The following is a 14375-nucleotide window of genomic DNA, read 5'->3' on the forward strand; positions in this document are numbered from 1 at the left end:
GGCTCCAAAACCAGGTGGACCGACTATCGGGGACCTGCCAAGACAGCACCGGAGAGAGGCCCTAGAGTCCCGAACCGGTGCTTTTTCGTGCCCGGGGCTTCGGCCAAGAACGTTGGGTCCATAGTCGGGCAAGGTTTGGCTTGACCGACTCGGTTCCCGGTGGAAGCGCGACACGCTCGACTGAGCTGTATATCCGCTCCAGGCATGCCTGTATCGCCGCACGTGCTCGCCCCTGTGTGACAGGGTTAAGTGAGACAGCAGCAGTAGCCAATCATCGCTACAGGGCGAGACAGGATCACCATTTTCCGTGACTATGACGATCGCATCCCTGGAGGGGTGCAGTGATAATGACCAAGTGGACAACGTGCCCGATCCAGGTGCTCGGGCGCGGCGGCGCACGTTCACCGCCGAGTACAAGGCCCGCATCCTCGACGAGTACGACGCGCTGTCGGTGGGCTCGTCGGAGCGTGGTGCGTTGCTGCGCCGTGAAGGCCTGTACAGCTCGCATATCGCCGAATGGCGAAAGGCCCGTGATGCCGGCGCTCGGGAGGGTTTGTCGGCGAAGGGCAAGCCGAAGCGCAGCGCTGAGCAGGTCGAGTTGGACAAGCTGCGGCGGCGCACCACGCAACTGCAGGCTGAGCTGGATCGGACCAAGCTAGCGCTGGAGATCACGGGAAAAGCACACGCGCTCTTGGAGATGCTCTCCGAGAGCGCGGATTTCGAGCCGAAGTCCAAGCCGTGATCGGCGAGCACCTGCCCGACCTGGAGGCCGCAACCAGCACCAAACGGGCGTGCGAATTGCTGGGTGCATCGCGGGCCACGCTCCACCGCCACCGCAACCCACCACCACGGCCGGCACGGCGGGTGCGGCCCGAGCCACTGAATAAGCTCACCGAGGCCGAACGCCAGCAGATTCTGACGGTGCTGCGCTCAGAGCAGTACTGCGATCTGGCGCCGGCGCAGGTGTGGGCGCGACTGCTTGATGATGGTGTCTACCTGTGCTCGATTCGCACCATGTACCGGCTACTGGCCATTGCCGGGGAGAACCGCGAGCGGCGTCGCCAGCGCACCCATCCGGCGCGCAAGAAACCCGAGCTGATCGCTAACGCACCAAACCGGGTCTGGTCCTGGGATATAACGAAATTGCAAGGGCCACAACGGGGTATCTTCTATCAACTCTATGTGATTATCGACATCTTCTCGCGCTACGTCGTCGGCTGGATCATCGCAGAAGTTGAGGACGGTGAGTTGGCCAAAGCATTTATCGCCGACACCATGGCCCGTCACGGCATCGCCCGCGGCCAGTTGGCCTTGCACGCTGATCGCGGCACCTCGATGACCTCCAAGCCGGTCGCCCAGTTGCTGATCGACCTGGGGGTGGACCGCAGCCACAGCCGCCCGCACGTGTCCAACGACAATCCCTACTCGGAGGCTAATTTCAAGACCCTCAAGTACTGCCCGGCGTTCCCGGGCCGGTTCGGCTCGATCGAAGATGCCCGCGCCTTCTGCACGACATTCTTCGATTACTACAACCATGAGCATCGCCACAGCGGCGTGGGCCTACACACCGTTGCATCGGTGCACTACGGCACCGCAAACGAGATCCAGGCCCAACGTGCCGCCACGCTGGATGCGGCCTACGCCGCTAACCCCGCTAGATTCCGGCACCGGCGGCCCGCTCCACCGAAGCTGCCCACCGTCGCCTGGATCAACCAACCAACCCCGGAAGCACTCATCAAATCCGCGTAAGAAACTGTCTCACCGACCTTGACACGTTCCGCGCCGCTTCCCCATGCCCCAGGAAGCCGCTTCGGCTGTCAGATCATCGACGTTGATGCGGTCGATACTCGTCTTGCCGTTAATCACATGGCCTGTGCCCTTGAATGCGGGATCCAGGTACATGACCGGCGAGGCATCGTAGATCGGTGCCAGGGACACGCTCCCATCGCGGCCGATCATCACTGAGTAGTTTTTAGAGTGCGCGTCAGCATTACCAATGACGACGTTGAATGTGACGACCTGCAGCAACGCCAAGCGAAACCCGTCAGGGTCCAACGCTCTCGGTGCGGCCGCGCGGGCTACGCGTCGTAGCCGCGAGCCTGAGCGAGTTGCTTCGGTGGTGCTCTCGTATTTGGCGGCAGGATCGAGACCTAGCGCTTGACAGAAATCTTCCTGATGCAGCCGATTGCCGTCAGAGCTTCGGTCATAGCGGACCACGACGATGGCCTCGCGTTCACCGAACCGCTCTAATCGCGACTCCGCAGCATTCATGCCTGCTCCGCGTGCGACTCGTAGCGCCCAGTCTTCCGTCTGAATGAGATGCTTTACGGCGCCGCCGAGTGGCTCGGGTTTGATGATGTGCGTTGAGACCGCACCGGCTTCGGGCCAGCCCCATTCACCGTTGGGAAGAGCTACCAACAGCACTTTGTCCTGAATGCCGGCGAGCGATGCCTGTGGCGTGGCGCCCTCGGGCAGGTGGTAGGTCGGCAGGTCCGCGATCAGAATGTCGACCTCCTGTTTCGTCAAACGGCGGACCTGGCCGGCACCGGGCTTTGCTCCGTCGAGAAGGATTTGGACAGCACCGGCACATTCCGCACCTACCCGTTCTAATAGCGTCATCGTGTCGTTGGTTCGTACGCGAGCCTCAGTGGCGATGTGACGACGCAGGTTGCCCTCCGGCAGAAGACCGTCGATGAACGCCGACACTTGCAACTTGCCGTCACGGTCTTGGATGGGTTTTCGCGAGATGGGTAGCGCCAAGGACAGGACTCGGCTTCCCTCGCCGAAGGTGTCGAGCGCCTCCTCGGTGAAATCCAGACGCAGGCGAAACCGGCGTGGCTCACTCAGCCTTGCGACGTGGACGCCGTACAACCAAACGTCAAGCGCTTTGCGTGCCATCGACTGTCGTCACTCGGGAGAACTTCGGCACCAGCGCAAGCGCGATGCCGCACTCCGAAAGTGCGCGCAGCGCTATGTCGACGCTGACAGATTCCCCCCGCTCAAGACGGGAGATGGTCATACGAGTGACTCCGATACGGTCGGCGAGCTCGTCCTGGTTGAAGCCTCTGTCTTGGCGCGCGCGCCGGATGTGTTGGCCGAGTTCGATGGTGTCGTATACAAGCGGGACAGGATGATACATATTTCGATCATAGGACCGGAATGCCCCAATGATCACTATTTCGATCATCACAGCCGGATGCTCGATGATCGAAATATATAGCACACACATCCATCGTGACGGACTGGTCTCAGAACTAAAGATATGAGACGCACCCTGCAGGTCCCGCCCGGGCAGAGGAAGACCCAGGCCACCCTCGTCGACAAAACACGCTGGTGGCCAGCAGAACGCGAGTAGCATTGCCAGCCAGGTTTGGGAAGGGCATGGGGACGTTGCGGGCGGTGGGATGCAGCTGCGCTTCATAAGCGTCGCGGCGCTGATCGCAGAAGCCGGTGGCGATCCGTGGGCGATCAACAACAGCCTGCAAACCGGTAGCCCTGCGCAGATCTCGGACCTGGCAGAAGCTTTTCAACAATGCGGGCCGCAGCAGCGCCGAGGCCGATCACTCCTTCGATATGGCCCGTCGCCGCTTCGACGCCGCCTGGAACCACCAGAATGGCGATCACCCGGTCAACGACTCCGCCGAGGTAAAACGGGTGACCAAATCGCTGGGTGCGCAGTCGGCGCAACTGCCGAAGATCGCCGCCGATCTCGAAGGCATCGCCGCGTCGCTGGCCGAGGCGCAAAAAAGCGCCGCCGGCCAGATCGCGGCGCTTGAAGCCCAGCTGGAGAAGCTCGATGACTTGATCGGCCAGGCGCTGCAACTCGAGCACGACCCCAACCTCAGCGCAGCCGACCGAGATGCTCTGAACACGTTGATCGCCAATTGCGAAGAGGATGCCATCGCCGACACCAAAGCGGCCGTGGCCCACATCGAGTCGGTACGCACCGGGTACTCGAACTGCCTACAGACGTCACTGACCACGCTGCGCACCGATGGATACGATCCCACGGCCCTCGCCCCCGTCGATGCGCAGGACAAGCCCGAGCAGATCCAGATTCCGCCGCCGACCACCACCCCCGAGGACGTCAAACGATGGTGGGACTCCCTGAGCCGGCAACAACGCGATCAGCTGATCGCTCAGCACCCGCCAGAACTGGGCAACCTCAACGGCATTGACACAGACGCCCACGACACGATCAACCAGGCCGTGATGAACGACGACATCGCCCGGGTGGAGAGCGCCGCTTCGAGCCAGCACGTATCGGTCGATCAAGTCACTCAACACCCGCAGCAATACGGCCTCACGCCCACGGCAATCACCCGCTACACCAACGCTTTACAGACCCGCAACGGCCTCAGGACAGATGCCACCAACCCCGACGGCAGCAAAAACCCCGTCTTCCTGCAAACCTACGATCCCGAGGCCTTCGACGGCCGCGGCCGCGAAGCCATCGCGATCGGCAACCCCGACAAGGCCGACAACACCACCGTCCTGGTGCCGGGGACGGGCAGCAGTGTGCGCGACGGCTACTTGAGTCACACCGAGGGGCGAAACCTCTACACCGAGGCTCGACGAGCCGACCCGAACAGGTCCGACGCGGTCCTGGTGTGGATGGGATACCACGCCCCCGACAGCGCCATCGACCCCCAGATCGGGCAGACCACGCTGGCCAGGCAAGGGGGCGGCCTGCTCGCCGGAGACGTCAACGCGCTCGCCGTCACGCACCAGGCGGGGGCCTCCCATGTGACCGTGATCGGCCACTCCTACGGTTCGACCACCGTGGCCGACGCCGCAGCGGGTTCCGGGATGCACACCAACGACGTCGTCCTCGTCGGCTGCCCCGGAACCGACCTCGCCCACAGCGCCGCCGACTTTCACCTCTCCGCAGGCGGCCACGTCTACGTGGGCGCCGCCTCCTCCGACCCGATCACCCACCTCGGCGGCATCAGGGACATCTACCGGGCACCGGAGTCACTATCGGCCTCGGCAACGATCCGGCCCGTGGAGGGCTACGGATCGACCCGGTTCAAAGCCGAGGCTCCGGGCCTGACCTCTCCGTTGAAGGATCACAGCTCCTACTTCACCAACGGCGGCGAATCGTTGTTCAGCCTCGCCGACATCGCCTCCGGGCACGGCGACGCACTCGAGCACGACCACATGACCGCTGCGCATCGCGGCAGCTACTGGCTGCCCGACGAAGTCGACCCGGAGACGTTCCGGGAACCAACAGCGGGCCACTACCATTGAATTCCTCGATGAACCGACCCAAGAGAAGCGACGCCGCCGCACTGCGTGCGGTGATTGCCGCCGTCGTCGCGGCCATCCTTGCCATCGCAATCCAATCCTGCAGCACCGTAAGGAATCTCAGCGAGGGGGTACCTCACCCAATGACTCCCGATCAGACCAGGGCGCAAGTCATCAACGCGGCGCGAGAGATCGTCGCGACGCTGGGACTCAAAGACGTCTCCGGGCATTTCAGCCGTGAGTCCTGCAACGACCAGGCCGTCGCACCCTTCCGCGGAGTGGTCGGGCTCAGCTATGGCCACGCGCCGACCCTCGAAGCATCCCAAGCCCAAATTCAACAGATGATCGGTGTGCTCAAGGAGCACGGTTGGTCAGCTCCGGGCGACTTCCACAGTCATTCCCCCGCCGTGAGCAAACAGAACGTCACGGCCGTCTTCGATCCCTACTCCCCCGTCCAAGACGCGGGCGGCTCGATCACCCTCTACGGCGAATGCCGGGACATGACCACCAAACAGAACGCGGTACCGGAGCCGATACCCGCGGATCAGTTGGCCTGACGCTGCCACCACGAGGATCCGGGCGCTGCCCCCGGTCCCTTCGTACACCCGGGTAGCCCGCGCGCCGGGTCCCCCTTGCGGTTACGGAATTTTCCGAACGGTTGTCGTACCCCGGTGCCACCATTCAGAGAGGAGCCGGACAGGAGCCCGAACATGAGCATCGACGACGACCGGGGCGAAAGGCAGCCGCCAACCACGGCTGCCGCCGACAGTGCTGCGACCGCGATCGGGCCGGCCGCCGACGAGACGGCGATCGTCCCCCCGCTCGCCGCCGCCCCGCCCGCGCTGGCCTGGTCGCGCGACGAGGATGACGACACCGCTGTCTCGTGGGGTGCAGCCGCACGACGCGCCGGCATCATCCTCGTCGCCGCCGTCGCGGTTGCGCTCGTTATCGGACTCCTGACGTGGCTCGGGTTCTCCATCTACGGCAAGACCAAGCCGATCGTCGCCGGGCGGGCCACGAAGCCTTCCGCTACGCTTCCGGCGGCCGCACCGGCCCCGCCGCCGTCAACGGTGACGATCACCCCGGCACCCGCGCCGACGGTCACGGTGCAAGCAGCCCCACCGCCTCCCGTCCGCGGCGACGGCGTCGCGCCACCACCCGCCGGCGACCGCACCGACGTCTTCACCATCTGCCCCGACGGGCACGAAGGCGTCGTCGGCGGACACACCAGCTGCGCATTCGCCGAAAACGTGCGCCGAATCTTCTACGCCACGGGCATGTCCGACAACTTCACCGCGTTCTCACCGGTCACCGGCGAGGCCTACGAGATGACCTGTGTCGGCAGATACCCCGCCTTTTTCGACGACGGATCGACGATGATCTCGACCCGCTGCTACGGCGGGGACGACGCCGAAGTGGTCATCTGGTGACGGCGCCGGCCTCGCGCGGCCCGAGTGCTCTGAACCATATTGCGCTGCAAACGATTCCACGACGTCGATCAGGTCTTCGGGCGCCTCCCGGTTCAGCAGGTGCCCCGCGTCGGGCACCTGCACCAGCCGCGCGCCGGGTATCCCCGCGGCGAGGCGGCGCGAATGGGTTGGCGGCGTGGTGCTGTCGGCGGTGCCGACCATGACCGCGGTCGGCACCCCGATCTCGGCCAGCCGCGGAGAGCGGTCCTCGCGCGAGAAGGCCCGCACGATCGGCAGCAGCGGCCCGTGCTCGTCGAGGTGCCGGTTGAAGAACTCGACGAACACCGAGACCATCGCCGGCGACGGATGCGCCCCGCACTGCGCGGATGCTGACGAAACCGCCCATGGAGTGCCCGACGAGCACCCCGTCGCGCACGTCGAAGTGCCGCAGGACCGCGGCGACGTCGGCGGCCATCGGTTCGGAGCCGACACCGTCGCCGCCCAGCGTGGACTGCCCGTGCCCGCGCTGGTCGAACGCGATGACACGAAAACCATTGACCTGCAATGCCTCCCACACTAGGTTCCACTCCAGAATGCGCGCGCCGTAGCCGTGGACGAGGACCACCGGCGGCCCCTGCCCGGCGGCCAGCGCGTGCAGCACGGTCCCGTCGGGGCGGGTGATGCGAACCTGCTCGCCGCGGGGCTCGGCGACCAGCCGCTCGCGCGGATAAGGGTCCGGGTTCTGCCGGATGCGCGCGACCGCCGCCCGCGCGACGCCGTGCGCCGATACGGTACGTGCCGGGCACCGCCGCGGCCATCCGTGAAAGACTCCGTGGAGTTCAGTGGCCACCGACCCGAGGGCATCCGTGACGACTTCCGACGCAGCATCATCCGACCCGCAGCAGCCCCCGTTGCCGGAGGTGATGAACGAGCTGATCCTGGGCGCCTGGATGTCGCAGGCGATCACCACGGCCGCCGATCTGGGGGTGGCCGACGCGTTGGCGTCCGGGCCGCTTCCCCTCGACGAACTGGCCGGCAGGGTCGGCGCCAACCCCGACGCGCTGCGCCGGCTGCTGCGGGCGTTGACGAGCCGGGACATCTTCGCCCTGCGCGCCGACGGCCGCTACGCGCTGACTCCGCTGGCCGAGCTGTTGCGTTCCGACGCGCCGGTGTCGATGGCGGCCATGGCGCGCTTCGTCGGCTCGCGCCAGCAGCGCGAGCATTGGAGCCTGCTGACCGAGGCGATCAAGACCGGCAACTCCGTCGTCAAGAAGCTGCGCGGCAAGAGCTTCTTCGAATACATGGGCGACGACACCGAATTCGGGCAGATCTTCAACGACGCGATGACGGGCTTGTCCAGTGCGGCGATCGGACCCGTCGTGCAGGCCTACGACTTTGCGTCCTACGGCACCGTCGTCGACGTCGCCGGCGGTCACGGCCGCCTGCTGGCCGCGATCCTGGAGTCGGCACCCGAGGCGCAGGGCGTGCTCTACGACCTGCCCGACGTGGTCGCCGGGGCGATGCCGCTACTGCGGGAACTCGGTGTGGCGGAACGGGTTCGGCTTGCCGAGGGGTCGTTCTTCGACGGCGTCCCCGCCGGCGGCGACGCCTACGTCCTCAAGCACATCATCCACGACTGGGACGACGACCCATGCGTGCAGATCCTGCGCAACATACGGTCGGCCGGCGGCCCCGGCGCGACGCTCCTGCTGGTCGAGGCGGTCGTGCCCGAGGACGACAGCGCACCCGTCGTCAAACTGGTCGACATGGAGATGCTGATCATCAACAACGGCCGGGAACGCACCGCCGACGAGTACCGTCGGCTGCTCGAGGCGGGCGGTTTCGAGATGACGCGCGTGGTGCCGACCGCGTCGCGGTTCAGCATCATCGAGGCCCGCGCGACGTGACGCCGCGCCGGTAGGCCGTCAGTTGCCGGGGCTGCCCGGGGCGGCCGGGCCGCCGGCCTCGTTCGCCGGTTTCGGTCCCCCGCTGCCGGTCAGGTAGTTCGGGCAGTAGTGGGCGGCCGAGAGCGTGGTGAACTTCGCGGCACCGGCACCCTGGAATTCCGGGTTGCGGTTGCGCAGCTCCGTCACGATCTCCGCGGCCGACGACCCGTCGTCGAGCAGCGAGCACACCGATTTGGCCGCGCTGATGGCCAGCTCGGGATTCTTGTAGGTGATGTCGGCGGCGCGCAGCTGCGTCAGGAAGTCCTGATCGTTGTTGATGTCGGCGTGCGCCGGTGCGGCTATGCCGATCGCTGCGGCCACACAAGTGAGCGGAAGGAGAAATTTCATAACCAGACAATTCTCGCGCACGCCGCGGCGGACCGACCTGCCCGGCGGCAAACTGTAGGTGAACTTTCCGAAGCCACCGGCCACCCGCCCGCTACGCCGCAGGCGCCCGCGAAGCCCGCGAAACCCACGGAACGCGCGGCAAGGGCCGCCGAGCGGGAGGCGATTCGGGCAGCCCCCGGACCAGCAGTGGCTCGGGCGAGTCCCAGACGTCGCCGTCGAGCACCCCCGGCAGCCCCGCCTCGCTGGCCACGAACACCGGGCGCACGCCCCGCGCGGACTGCCGGTGGAAATCCCGCAGCGCGGCGAACGCCCACCTGCCCAGCAGGCAGATCGCCACCAGGTTGACGATGGCCATCAGCGCCATCGCGAGATCTGCCAGCGCCCACACCAGCGTCAGCTGCGACATCGCGCCCACCGCCATCGACAGCAGGGTCACGCCCTTGAGCGCGTGGATCGCCGGCCCCCGACCACCCAGGAAGAACAGGTTGGCCTCGGCGCACACGTAATTGCTCAGCACCGAGGCGAACGCGAAGACGAACACCACCGACGTCATGACCACCGTGGTCCACGAGCCGAGACCCGCGGCGATCGCCGACTCGGTCAGGCTGGCACCGGCGAGCGCACCCGGGTGCGCCGGGTCGTAGACCCCGGGCCCCGACATCAACACGATGAAGGCCGTCGCCGTGCAGATCACCATGGTGTCGACGAAGACCGCGAGCGACTGGATCAGCCCCTGTTCCACCGGATGCGCCACGGTCGCGGCGCCCGCGATGTTGGGCGAACTGCCCAGACCGGCCTCGCACGCGAACAGGCCCCGCTTGACCCCGGTCAGCATCGCCACCGCGATGCCACCGGCGAAGCCGCCCGCCATCTGACTGGCCCCGAACGCCCCACCCACGATCTCCTCGATCACCGCCGGCAGCTGGGCGATGTTGAGCGTCACGATCGCCAGGGCCAGCAACGCATAGACCAGCGCCACCACCGGCAGCACCAATCCCGCGAACTTCGCGACGCTGCGCACCCCACCGAACAGCACCGGCGCCGCGAGCAATGTCAAAACCGTTGTCGTCCAGCCGGTCCCGATGCCATGTGACGACTTCAGTACCCCGCTGATCGCATTGGTCTCCACCATGTTGAACGCGGTGGCAAAGCTGCACACCAGCAGGATGGCGAACAAGACGCCGCCCGCCTTCGAGCGCAGCCCGTGCTGGATGTAGAACGCGGGGCCACCGCGAAAGGCCCCGTCCTCGGAGCCGACCTTGAAGATCTGGGCCAGCGTCGCCTCGATCACCGCGGTGGCCATGCCGACCGCGGCCACCACCCACATCCAGAAGATGGCACCGGGCCCGCCGACGGTGAGCGCGATCGCGACCCCGGCGATGTTGCCGGTGCCCACCCGCGACGCCAACCCGACGCAGAACGCCTGAAACGACGAGATCCCGCCGTGCCGGCGACGGGATCTGCGGAGCTGACGCAGCATTCGGCCGAAGTAACGGATCTGGACGAATCTGGTGCGCACCGTGAAATACGGCTCTATTGACATGAATGTGGGTGGCCCCTGGTGTGGTATGGGAGTTCGAGGGTGACCGGTCCGCAAGCCAGGAGGATGAGAGCGAGGGCAGCTTGAGCGCTGTGGAAGCCGTAGGCACGGCGCACGAGGAGACGCACCTTGGTGTTGAGCCCTTCGTGGCGTCCGTTCGACAGGTTCCTCTCGATGGCGGCGTTGATGCCGGCGCGGTGTTTGCGGATGGTGCGCCCGGCCTTGACGAACTCCGGGATGCGGCTGCGTTGGGCTCGCGAGCACCAACGATCCAGCAGTTCGGCGACGGTGGCGGCGTCGAGGTCGCCGGCGAAGACCTCGCGCAACGCTTCTTTGAGTTGATAGGCGCGCCAAAGGATCCCGCCGCTGCGTTTCATTTCCCGCAGGGTTTCGGCTTGGGTGTCGGTGAGGTCGGCGGGGTTCTTCAGCAGCGCCCAGCGCGCACCCTTGAACGTGCGAGCGATGCGCTGATCGGGCAGCGTGCGGGCGGCCTGCCACACCTGGCGGCGCACCGCATCGAGCGCGTCGGTGACGAGCTTGACAACGTGGAACGGGTCGACGCAGATCACCGCCGCCGGCACCCGCTGGCGCACCGCTTTGGCGTAGGCGGGTCCCATGTCCATCGACACCGCTTCGATGGACGCACCTTCGTCGGGCAGTTCATCGAAGAAGGCGTCCAAGGTGTCGCTGTCCTTGCCGGGTTTGCCCCACACGATGGTGCCGCTGTCGTGGTCGGAGACCAGCGTCAAATACCGGTGGTGTTTGCACCAGGAGATCTCGTCGACGCCGATGTCGACCAGCCCGCACAGCCGGTTGGGGTCGAGCACGTCGGGGGCGAGGCGTTCGCAGATTGCGCCTACGGTGCGCCAGGCCACCCTGGCGAAGGTGCTGACGGTGGTTTTGTCGGTCTTGGTGACCAGCCAGGCCACCAGGTCCTCGAAGTCGCGGGTGTGGCGGGAGCCGGGGCGGGCGAACGGCACCGCTTCGGCCAGCACACCATGTGTCGGGCAGCGCAGCCGCCTGCGCCGCAACAGGATCCGGCATATCCGCCCGGCGGTGTCCAGATGCCGCCACGACGAGTCCACCTCCCGGGTGTCATAGCGATGCCGGGTCGTAAACGAGCAGTGCGGGCAGCCAAGCCGGCGCCGGCGCAAGCTAACCGTGACGCGCAGCTCACCACCGTGCACAGCGGCCGCGCCGACGCGCACGCCAGGCAGATCGAGCAGGGAATTGAGTAGGGTTGATGCGCGCACGGACGGCTCCAGGATCGATCGGGGTTAAGGCCATCGAACCTAGATCACCGTCCGTGCGCCCCGCTCACCATCCCCGCCGCCATACCACACGCTCCCTGATCCACATGAACGTCAGGAGAGCCTGAAATACATGCCGACGCCGATGAGCAGATAAACGAGGATGCGCGTGTTGAGGATTTCGCTGAGTGGGTCGACCAATTGCCGTTGCAGAACGTCCAAATTCGCATCCTCGAGGAAAGCCGGGCGCCGTCCGACGAAGCTTAAATTCGGAATGTTGACAACACGTTTCGCCGATAGAACCCCGGTAGCGCGAATGTAAAAAGACGATGACGAACGGCGCGAGCGGTCAGCCCCCGTTCGGGGGCGCCGGCACGGCGCCCAGCGCATCCGGGCAGTAGACGTTGGCCGCGATCGCGGTGAACTTCGCGGCGTTGTCGCCTTGGAGCTTGGGGTTGAGTTTCTGGACGCTTTTGACGATGTCGGCCATCTGCGTGCCCTGCCCGGCCATGTTGCAGACCGCCTTTCCGGCCGCGATCGCCCGGCCCGGATCCGAATAGGTGATGCCGGCCGCCTGCAGGGTCGCGAGGAATTGGTCGTCGGGGGCGTCGGCGTGCGCGGGCACCGCCACGCCGAGCATGACGGCGAGCCCGATCACCGCCGCGGAGAATCTCATACCGCCCCGATCGTCGCAGAGGAACCACGGGGCGTCAACGTCAGGTTGACAGCGGTGCCGTCGTCAACCTAGCGTTGACGCATGCCGGATGCCACGCCGATCTCCTACCCCGTCCGCCTCGACGACCTGATCACCGCCATCAAACAGGTCCACCCCGACGCGCTGGACCAGCTGGCCGACGCCGTCCTGGCCGCCGAGCACCTCGGCGAGGTCGCCGACCACCTCATCGGGCACTTCGTCGACCAGGCCCGCCGCTCCGGGGCGTCCTGGACCGACATCGGCAAGAGCATGGGCGTCACCAAACAGGCCGCCCAGAAGCGGTTCGTCCCGCGCCCCGGAGCCACGACGCTCGACCCCCGGCAAGGCTTCGGCCGCTTCACGCCGCGGGCCCGCAACGCCGTCGTCGCCGCGCAGAACGCCGCACACGACGCGGGCGTCACCGAGATCACCCCCGACCATCTGCTGCACGGCCTGCTCGCCGACCCGGCCGCGCTGGCCACCGTGCTGCTGCACCGCGGGCACGTCGACACCGATGCGCTGCGCGCCGCCGCGACCCCGTCGCCGTCGGACCCCCCCGCACCGGCGACCACACCGGAGCTGATCCCGTTCAGCGGCCCGGCCCGCAAGGCCCTCGAACTGACCTTCCGCGAGGCGCTTCGGCTCGGCCACAACTACATCGGCACCGAGCACCTGCTGCTGGCGCTGCTCGAACTCGAGGGCGGGGACGGCCCGCTGCACCGCTGCGGCGCCGGCAAAGACCAGATCGAGGCCGACCTGGCTCGCGCACTCGAGTCCCTGAACAGCGACAAAGACGCCGCCGGACGCGGTCCGGACAACCGCTCCCCCTCGCCGTAGCGCTGTGCGATCATGCCAAGATGCGCCGCCCGCTGATCGCCCTGTCCACCGTCCTCGTCGCCGCCGCGAGCGCCACCGCCGTGAGCGTGGCGGGCTGGGCCGCACCGCGGGCCCTGGCCGGCGACGCCCCGATCGGTCACCTCGGTGACACCCTGCGCGTGGACAACGGCGACTACATCGCCGACGTCACCGTCACCAGCGTGGGCCCCTGCGACCCGCCGCCGGGATTCGGCTACATCCGCAGCGGCACCTACAAGGGCTTCCCGGGCAGCAGCGTCGAGCGCGCCGACGTGACCGTGCGCGCGGTCCGGGTGCCCAACCCGTTCATCCTGGCGACCGACTTCGCCTTCGACGGGGTGACCCCGAACGCCGACGCCTACGTGCCGCGCACCTCCGACGCGCCCGACGCGCTGGACAACGTGCTCGTCAACGCGCCCAACGGCGCGATCGTGCGCGGCGAGGTGTACTGGGACGCCTACCGCGACCCGGTCTCCACCGTCGTCCTGCTGGACAAGAAGACGGGTTATCATCTCGCGCAATGGAATCTCTGACCCGAGTCGTCCACCCGGCAACGGCGGATTCCGTCGACGAGTTGGCCGCCGTTGCCGCTCTTACCTTTTCGTTGGCATGCCCGCCGTCGGTGCCGCCCGAGAGCGTGGCCGTGTTCATCGGTGCGAACCTGTCCGCCGCGCGCTTCGCCCAATACCTGGCCGACCCGGACCGGGCGGTGCTCACCGCACGCCAGGACAACCGGATCATCGGTTACGCCATGCTGGTTCGCGGCGTGGGTGACGACGCGGACGTGCAGCGGGCCGTCGACCTCCGCCCGGCCGCCGAGCTCTCGAAGATGTACGTGCTCGCCGAACAGCACGGGACCGGGGCCGCGGCGGCGCTGATGGCGCGGGCGCTGGACGCCGCCGGACGGTGGGGCGCCCGCTGCGTGTGGCTGGGCGTCAACCAGAAAAATGAACGCGCACAACGCTTCTACACCAAGAGCGGCTTCCGGGTGAGCGGCACCCGGACATTTCAGGTGGGCACCCACCGCGAGGACGACTACGTCATGGTTCGCCAGATTCGCTGACCCCGCGTCCGCAAGCGGCCCCT

At 66.8% G+C, this 14375-nt stretch carries 14 protein-coding genes and 2 pseudogenes; 8 read left to right on the forward strand and 8 right to left on the reverse strand.

The window, feature by feature from the left end:
• The first annotated feature begins 313 nt into the window (after positions 1–313).
• A protein-coding gene (locus tag AB8998_RS19435) for an IS3 family transposase (protein WP_369737985.1) occupies positions 314–1749 on the forward strand; the annotation gives its coding sequence in 2 pieces (ribosomal slippage) (positions 314–674 and positions 674–1749; 1437 coding nt in all).
• Positions 1750–1758: 9 nt separating this feature from the next.
• On the opposite strand, the gene AB8998_RS19440 is transcribed toward AB8998_RS19435, so the two are convergent.
• Positions 1759–2898, reverse strand: a complete 1140-nt coding sequence (locus AB8998_RS19440) for a type II toxin-antitoxin system HipA family toxin (protein ID WP_369739349.1) — start codon at positions 2896–2898, stop codon at positions 1759–1761.
• Positions 2879–3223, reverse strand: coding sequence for a helix-turn-helix transcriptional regulator (locus AB8998_RS19445; protein ID WP_369739350.1), 345 nt, complete (start codon positions 3221–3223; stop codon positions 2879–2881). Before AB8998_RS19445 ends, AB8998_RS19440 begins: the two co-directional genes overlap by 20 nt.
• A gap of 181 nt (positions 3224–3404) precedes the next feature.
• Here AB8998_RS19445 and AB8998_RS31610 point away from each other — a divergent pair.
• The 3 genes and pseudogenes from AB8998_RS31610 to AB8998_RS19460 all read left to right on the forward strand — a co-directional run.
• A pseudogene (locus AB8998_RS31610) lies at positions 3405–3467 on the forward strand (putative alpha/beta hydrolase); the annotation flags it as partial.
• A 106-nt stretch (positions 3468–3573) separates the two neighbouring features.
• On the forward strand, positions 3574–5250 hold the full coding sequence (locus AB8998_RS19455; protein ID WP_420492644.1) for a putative alpha/beta hydrolase: 1677 nt from the start codon (positions 3574–3576) through the stop codon (positions 5248–5250).
• 140 nt (positions 5251–5390) lie between these two features.
• Positions 5391–5804, forward strand: a complete 414-nt coding sequence (locus tag AB8998_RS19460) for a hypothetical protein (RefSeq protein WP_369739353.1) — start codon at positions 5391–5393, stop codon at positions 5802–5804.
• Between the two features lie 744 nt (positions 5805–6548).
• Here AB8998_RS19460 and AB8998_RS31700 read toward each other — a convergent pair.
• Both AB8998_RS31700 and AB8998_RS19475 read right to left on the reverse strand, forming a co-directional pair.
• The gene (locus tag AB8998_RS31700; protein ID WP_475582082.1) at positions 6549–6944 is read right to left on the reverse strand and encodes an alpha/beta fold hydrolase; all 396 of its coding nucleotides are present in this window, start codon (positions 6942–6944) and stop codon (positions 6549–6551) included.
• A pseudogene (locus AB8998_RS19475) lies at positions 6832–7626 on the reverse strand (alpha/beta fold hydrolase); the annotation flags it as partial. The gene AB8998_RS31700 and the pseudogene AB8998_RS19475, both read right to left, overlap by 113 nt.
• Here AB8998_RS19475 and AB8998_RS19480 point away from each other — a divergent pair.
• Positions 7580–8563: a methyltransferase gene (locus AB8998_RS19480; RefSeq protein ID WP_369739355.1), complete on the forward strand. Its 984-nt coding sequence runs from the start codon at positions 7580–7582 to the stop codon at positions 8561–8563. The pseudogene AB8998_RS19475 and the gene AB8998_RS19480 overlap by 47 nt on opposite strands.
• Positions 8564–8581: 18 nt before the next feature.
• Here the strand turns inward: AB8998_RS19480 and AB8998_RS19485 are convergent, their stop codons facing one another.
• The 4 genes from AB8998_RS19485 to AB8998_RS19500 form a co-directional block, all read right to left on the reverse strand.
• Complete coding sequence (locus AB8998_RS19485; RefSeq protein ID WP_369739356.1) at positions 8582–8950, reverse strand: DUF732 domain-containing protein; 369 nt, start codon at positions 8948–8950, stop codon at positions 8582–8584.
• A gap of 91 nt (positions 8951–9041) precedes the next feature.
• Positions 9042–10493: an alanine/glycine:cation symporter family protein gene (locus AB8998_RS19490; protein WP_369739357.1), complete on the reverse strand. Its 1452-nt coding sequence runs from the start codon at positions 10491–10493 to the stop codon at positions 9042–9044.
• Positions 10484–11743 (reverse strand): ISL3 family transposase, encoded by a 1260-nt coding sequence (locus AB8998_RS19495; RefSeq protein ID WP_369737678.1) that lies wholly within the window; start codon positions 11741–11743, stop codon positions 10484–10486. The genes AB8998_RS19490 and AB8998_RS19495 overlap by 10 nt, the downstream gene beginning before the upstream one ends.
• A gap of 346 nt (positions 11744–12089) precedes the next feature.
• The gene (locus tag AB8998_RS19500) at positions 12090–12416 is read right to left on the reverse strand and encodes a DUF732 domain-containing protein (RefSeq protein ID WP_369739358.1); all 327 of its coding nucleotides are present in this window, start codon (positions 12414–12416) and stop codon (positions 12090–12092) included.
• Between the two features lie 81 nt (positions 12417–12497).
• Between AB8998_RS19500 and AB8998_RS19505 the strand changes: the two genes are divergently transcribed.
• Genes AB8998_RS19505 through AB8998_RS19515 form a run of 3 tightly spaced genes read left to right on the forward strand, consistent with a single transcriptional unit; the run spans position 12498 to position 14352 of the window.
• Complete coding sequence (locus tag AB8998_RS19505; RefSeq protein WP_369739359.1) at positions 12498–13271, forward strand: Clp protease N-terminal domain-containing protein; 774 nt, start codon at positions 12498–12500, stop codon at positions 13269–13271.
• A gap of 20 nt (positions 13272–13291) precedes the next feature.
• Complete coding sequence (locus AB8998_RS19510) at positions 13292–13822, forward strand: hypothetical protein (protein WP_369739360.1); 531 nt, start codon at positions 13292–13294, stop codon at positions 13820–13822.
• A complete protein-coding gene (locus AB8998_RS19515) occupies positions 13810–14352 on the forward strand; it encodes a GNAT family N-acetyltransferase (RefSeq protein WP_369739361.1) in 543 nt (180 codons plus the stop codon). Before AB8998_RS19510 ends, AB8998_RS19515 begins: the two co-directional genes overlap by 13 nt.
• The last annotated feature ends 23 nt before the right edge of the window (positions 14353–14375 follow it).

Origin of the sequence: Mycobacterium sp. HUMS_12744610, assembly GCF_041206865.1 — a bacterium.
Lineage (GTDB): Bacteria > Actinomycetota > Actinomycetes > Mycobacteriales > Mycobacteriaceae > Mycobacterium > Mycobacterium servetii.

Coding starts and splice junctions, on each gene's coding strand:
- AB8998_RS19440 (WP_369739349.1), bottom strand. CDS start 2,898: ATGGCACGCAAAGCGCTTGACGTTTGGTTGTACGGCGTCCACGTCGCA.
- AB8998_RS19455 (WP_420492644.1), top strand. CDS start 3,574: ATGGCCCGTCGCCGCTTCGACGCCGCCTGGAACCACCAGAATGGCGAT.
- AB8998_RS19460 (WP_369739353.1), top strand. CDS start 5,391: ATGACTCCCGATCAGACCAGGGCGCAAGTCATCAACGCGGCGCGAGAG.
- AB8998_RS19480 (WP_369739355.1), top strand. CDS start 7,580: ATGAACGAGCTGATCCTGGGCGCCTGGATGTCGCAGGCGATCACCACG.
- AB8998_RS19485 (WP_369739356.1), bottom strand. CDS start 8,950: ATGAAATTTCTCCTTCCGCTCACTTGTGTGGCCGCAGCGATCGGCATA.
- AB8998_RS19490 (WP_369739357.1), bottom strand. CDS start 10,493: ATGTCAATAGAGCCGTATTTCACGGTGCGCACCAGATTCGTCCAGATC.
- AB8998_RS19500 (WP_369739358.1), bottom strand. CDS start 12,416: ATGAGATTCTCCGCGGCGGTGATCGGGCTCGCCGTCATGCTCGGCGTG.
- AB8998_RS19505 (WP_369739359.1), top strand. CDS start 12,498: ATGCCGGATGCCACGCCGATCTCCTACCCCGTCCGCCTCGACGACCTG.
- AB8998_RS19510 (WP_369739360.1), top strand. CDS start 13,292: ATGCGCCGCCCGCTGATCGCCCTGTCCACCGTCCTCGTCGCCGCCGCG.
- AB8998_RS19515 (WP_369739361.1), top strand. CDS start 13,810: ATGGAATCTCTGACCCGAGTCGTCCACCCGGCAACGGCGGATTCCGTC.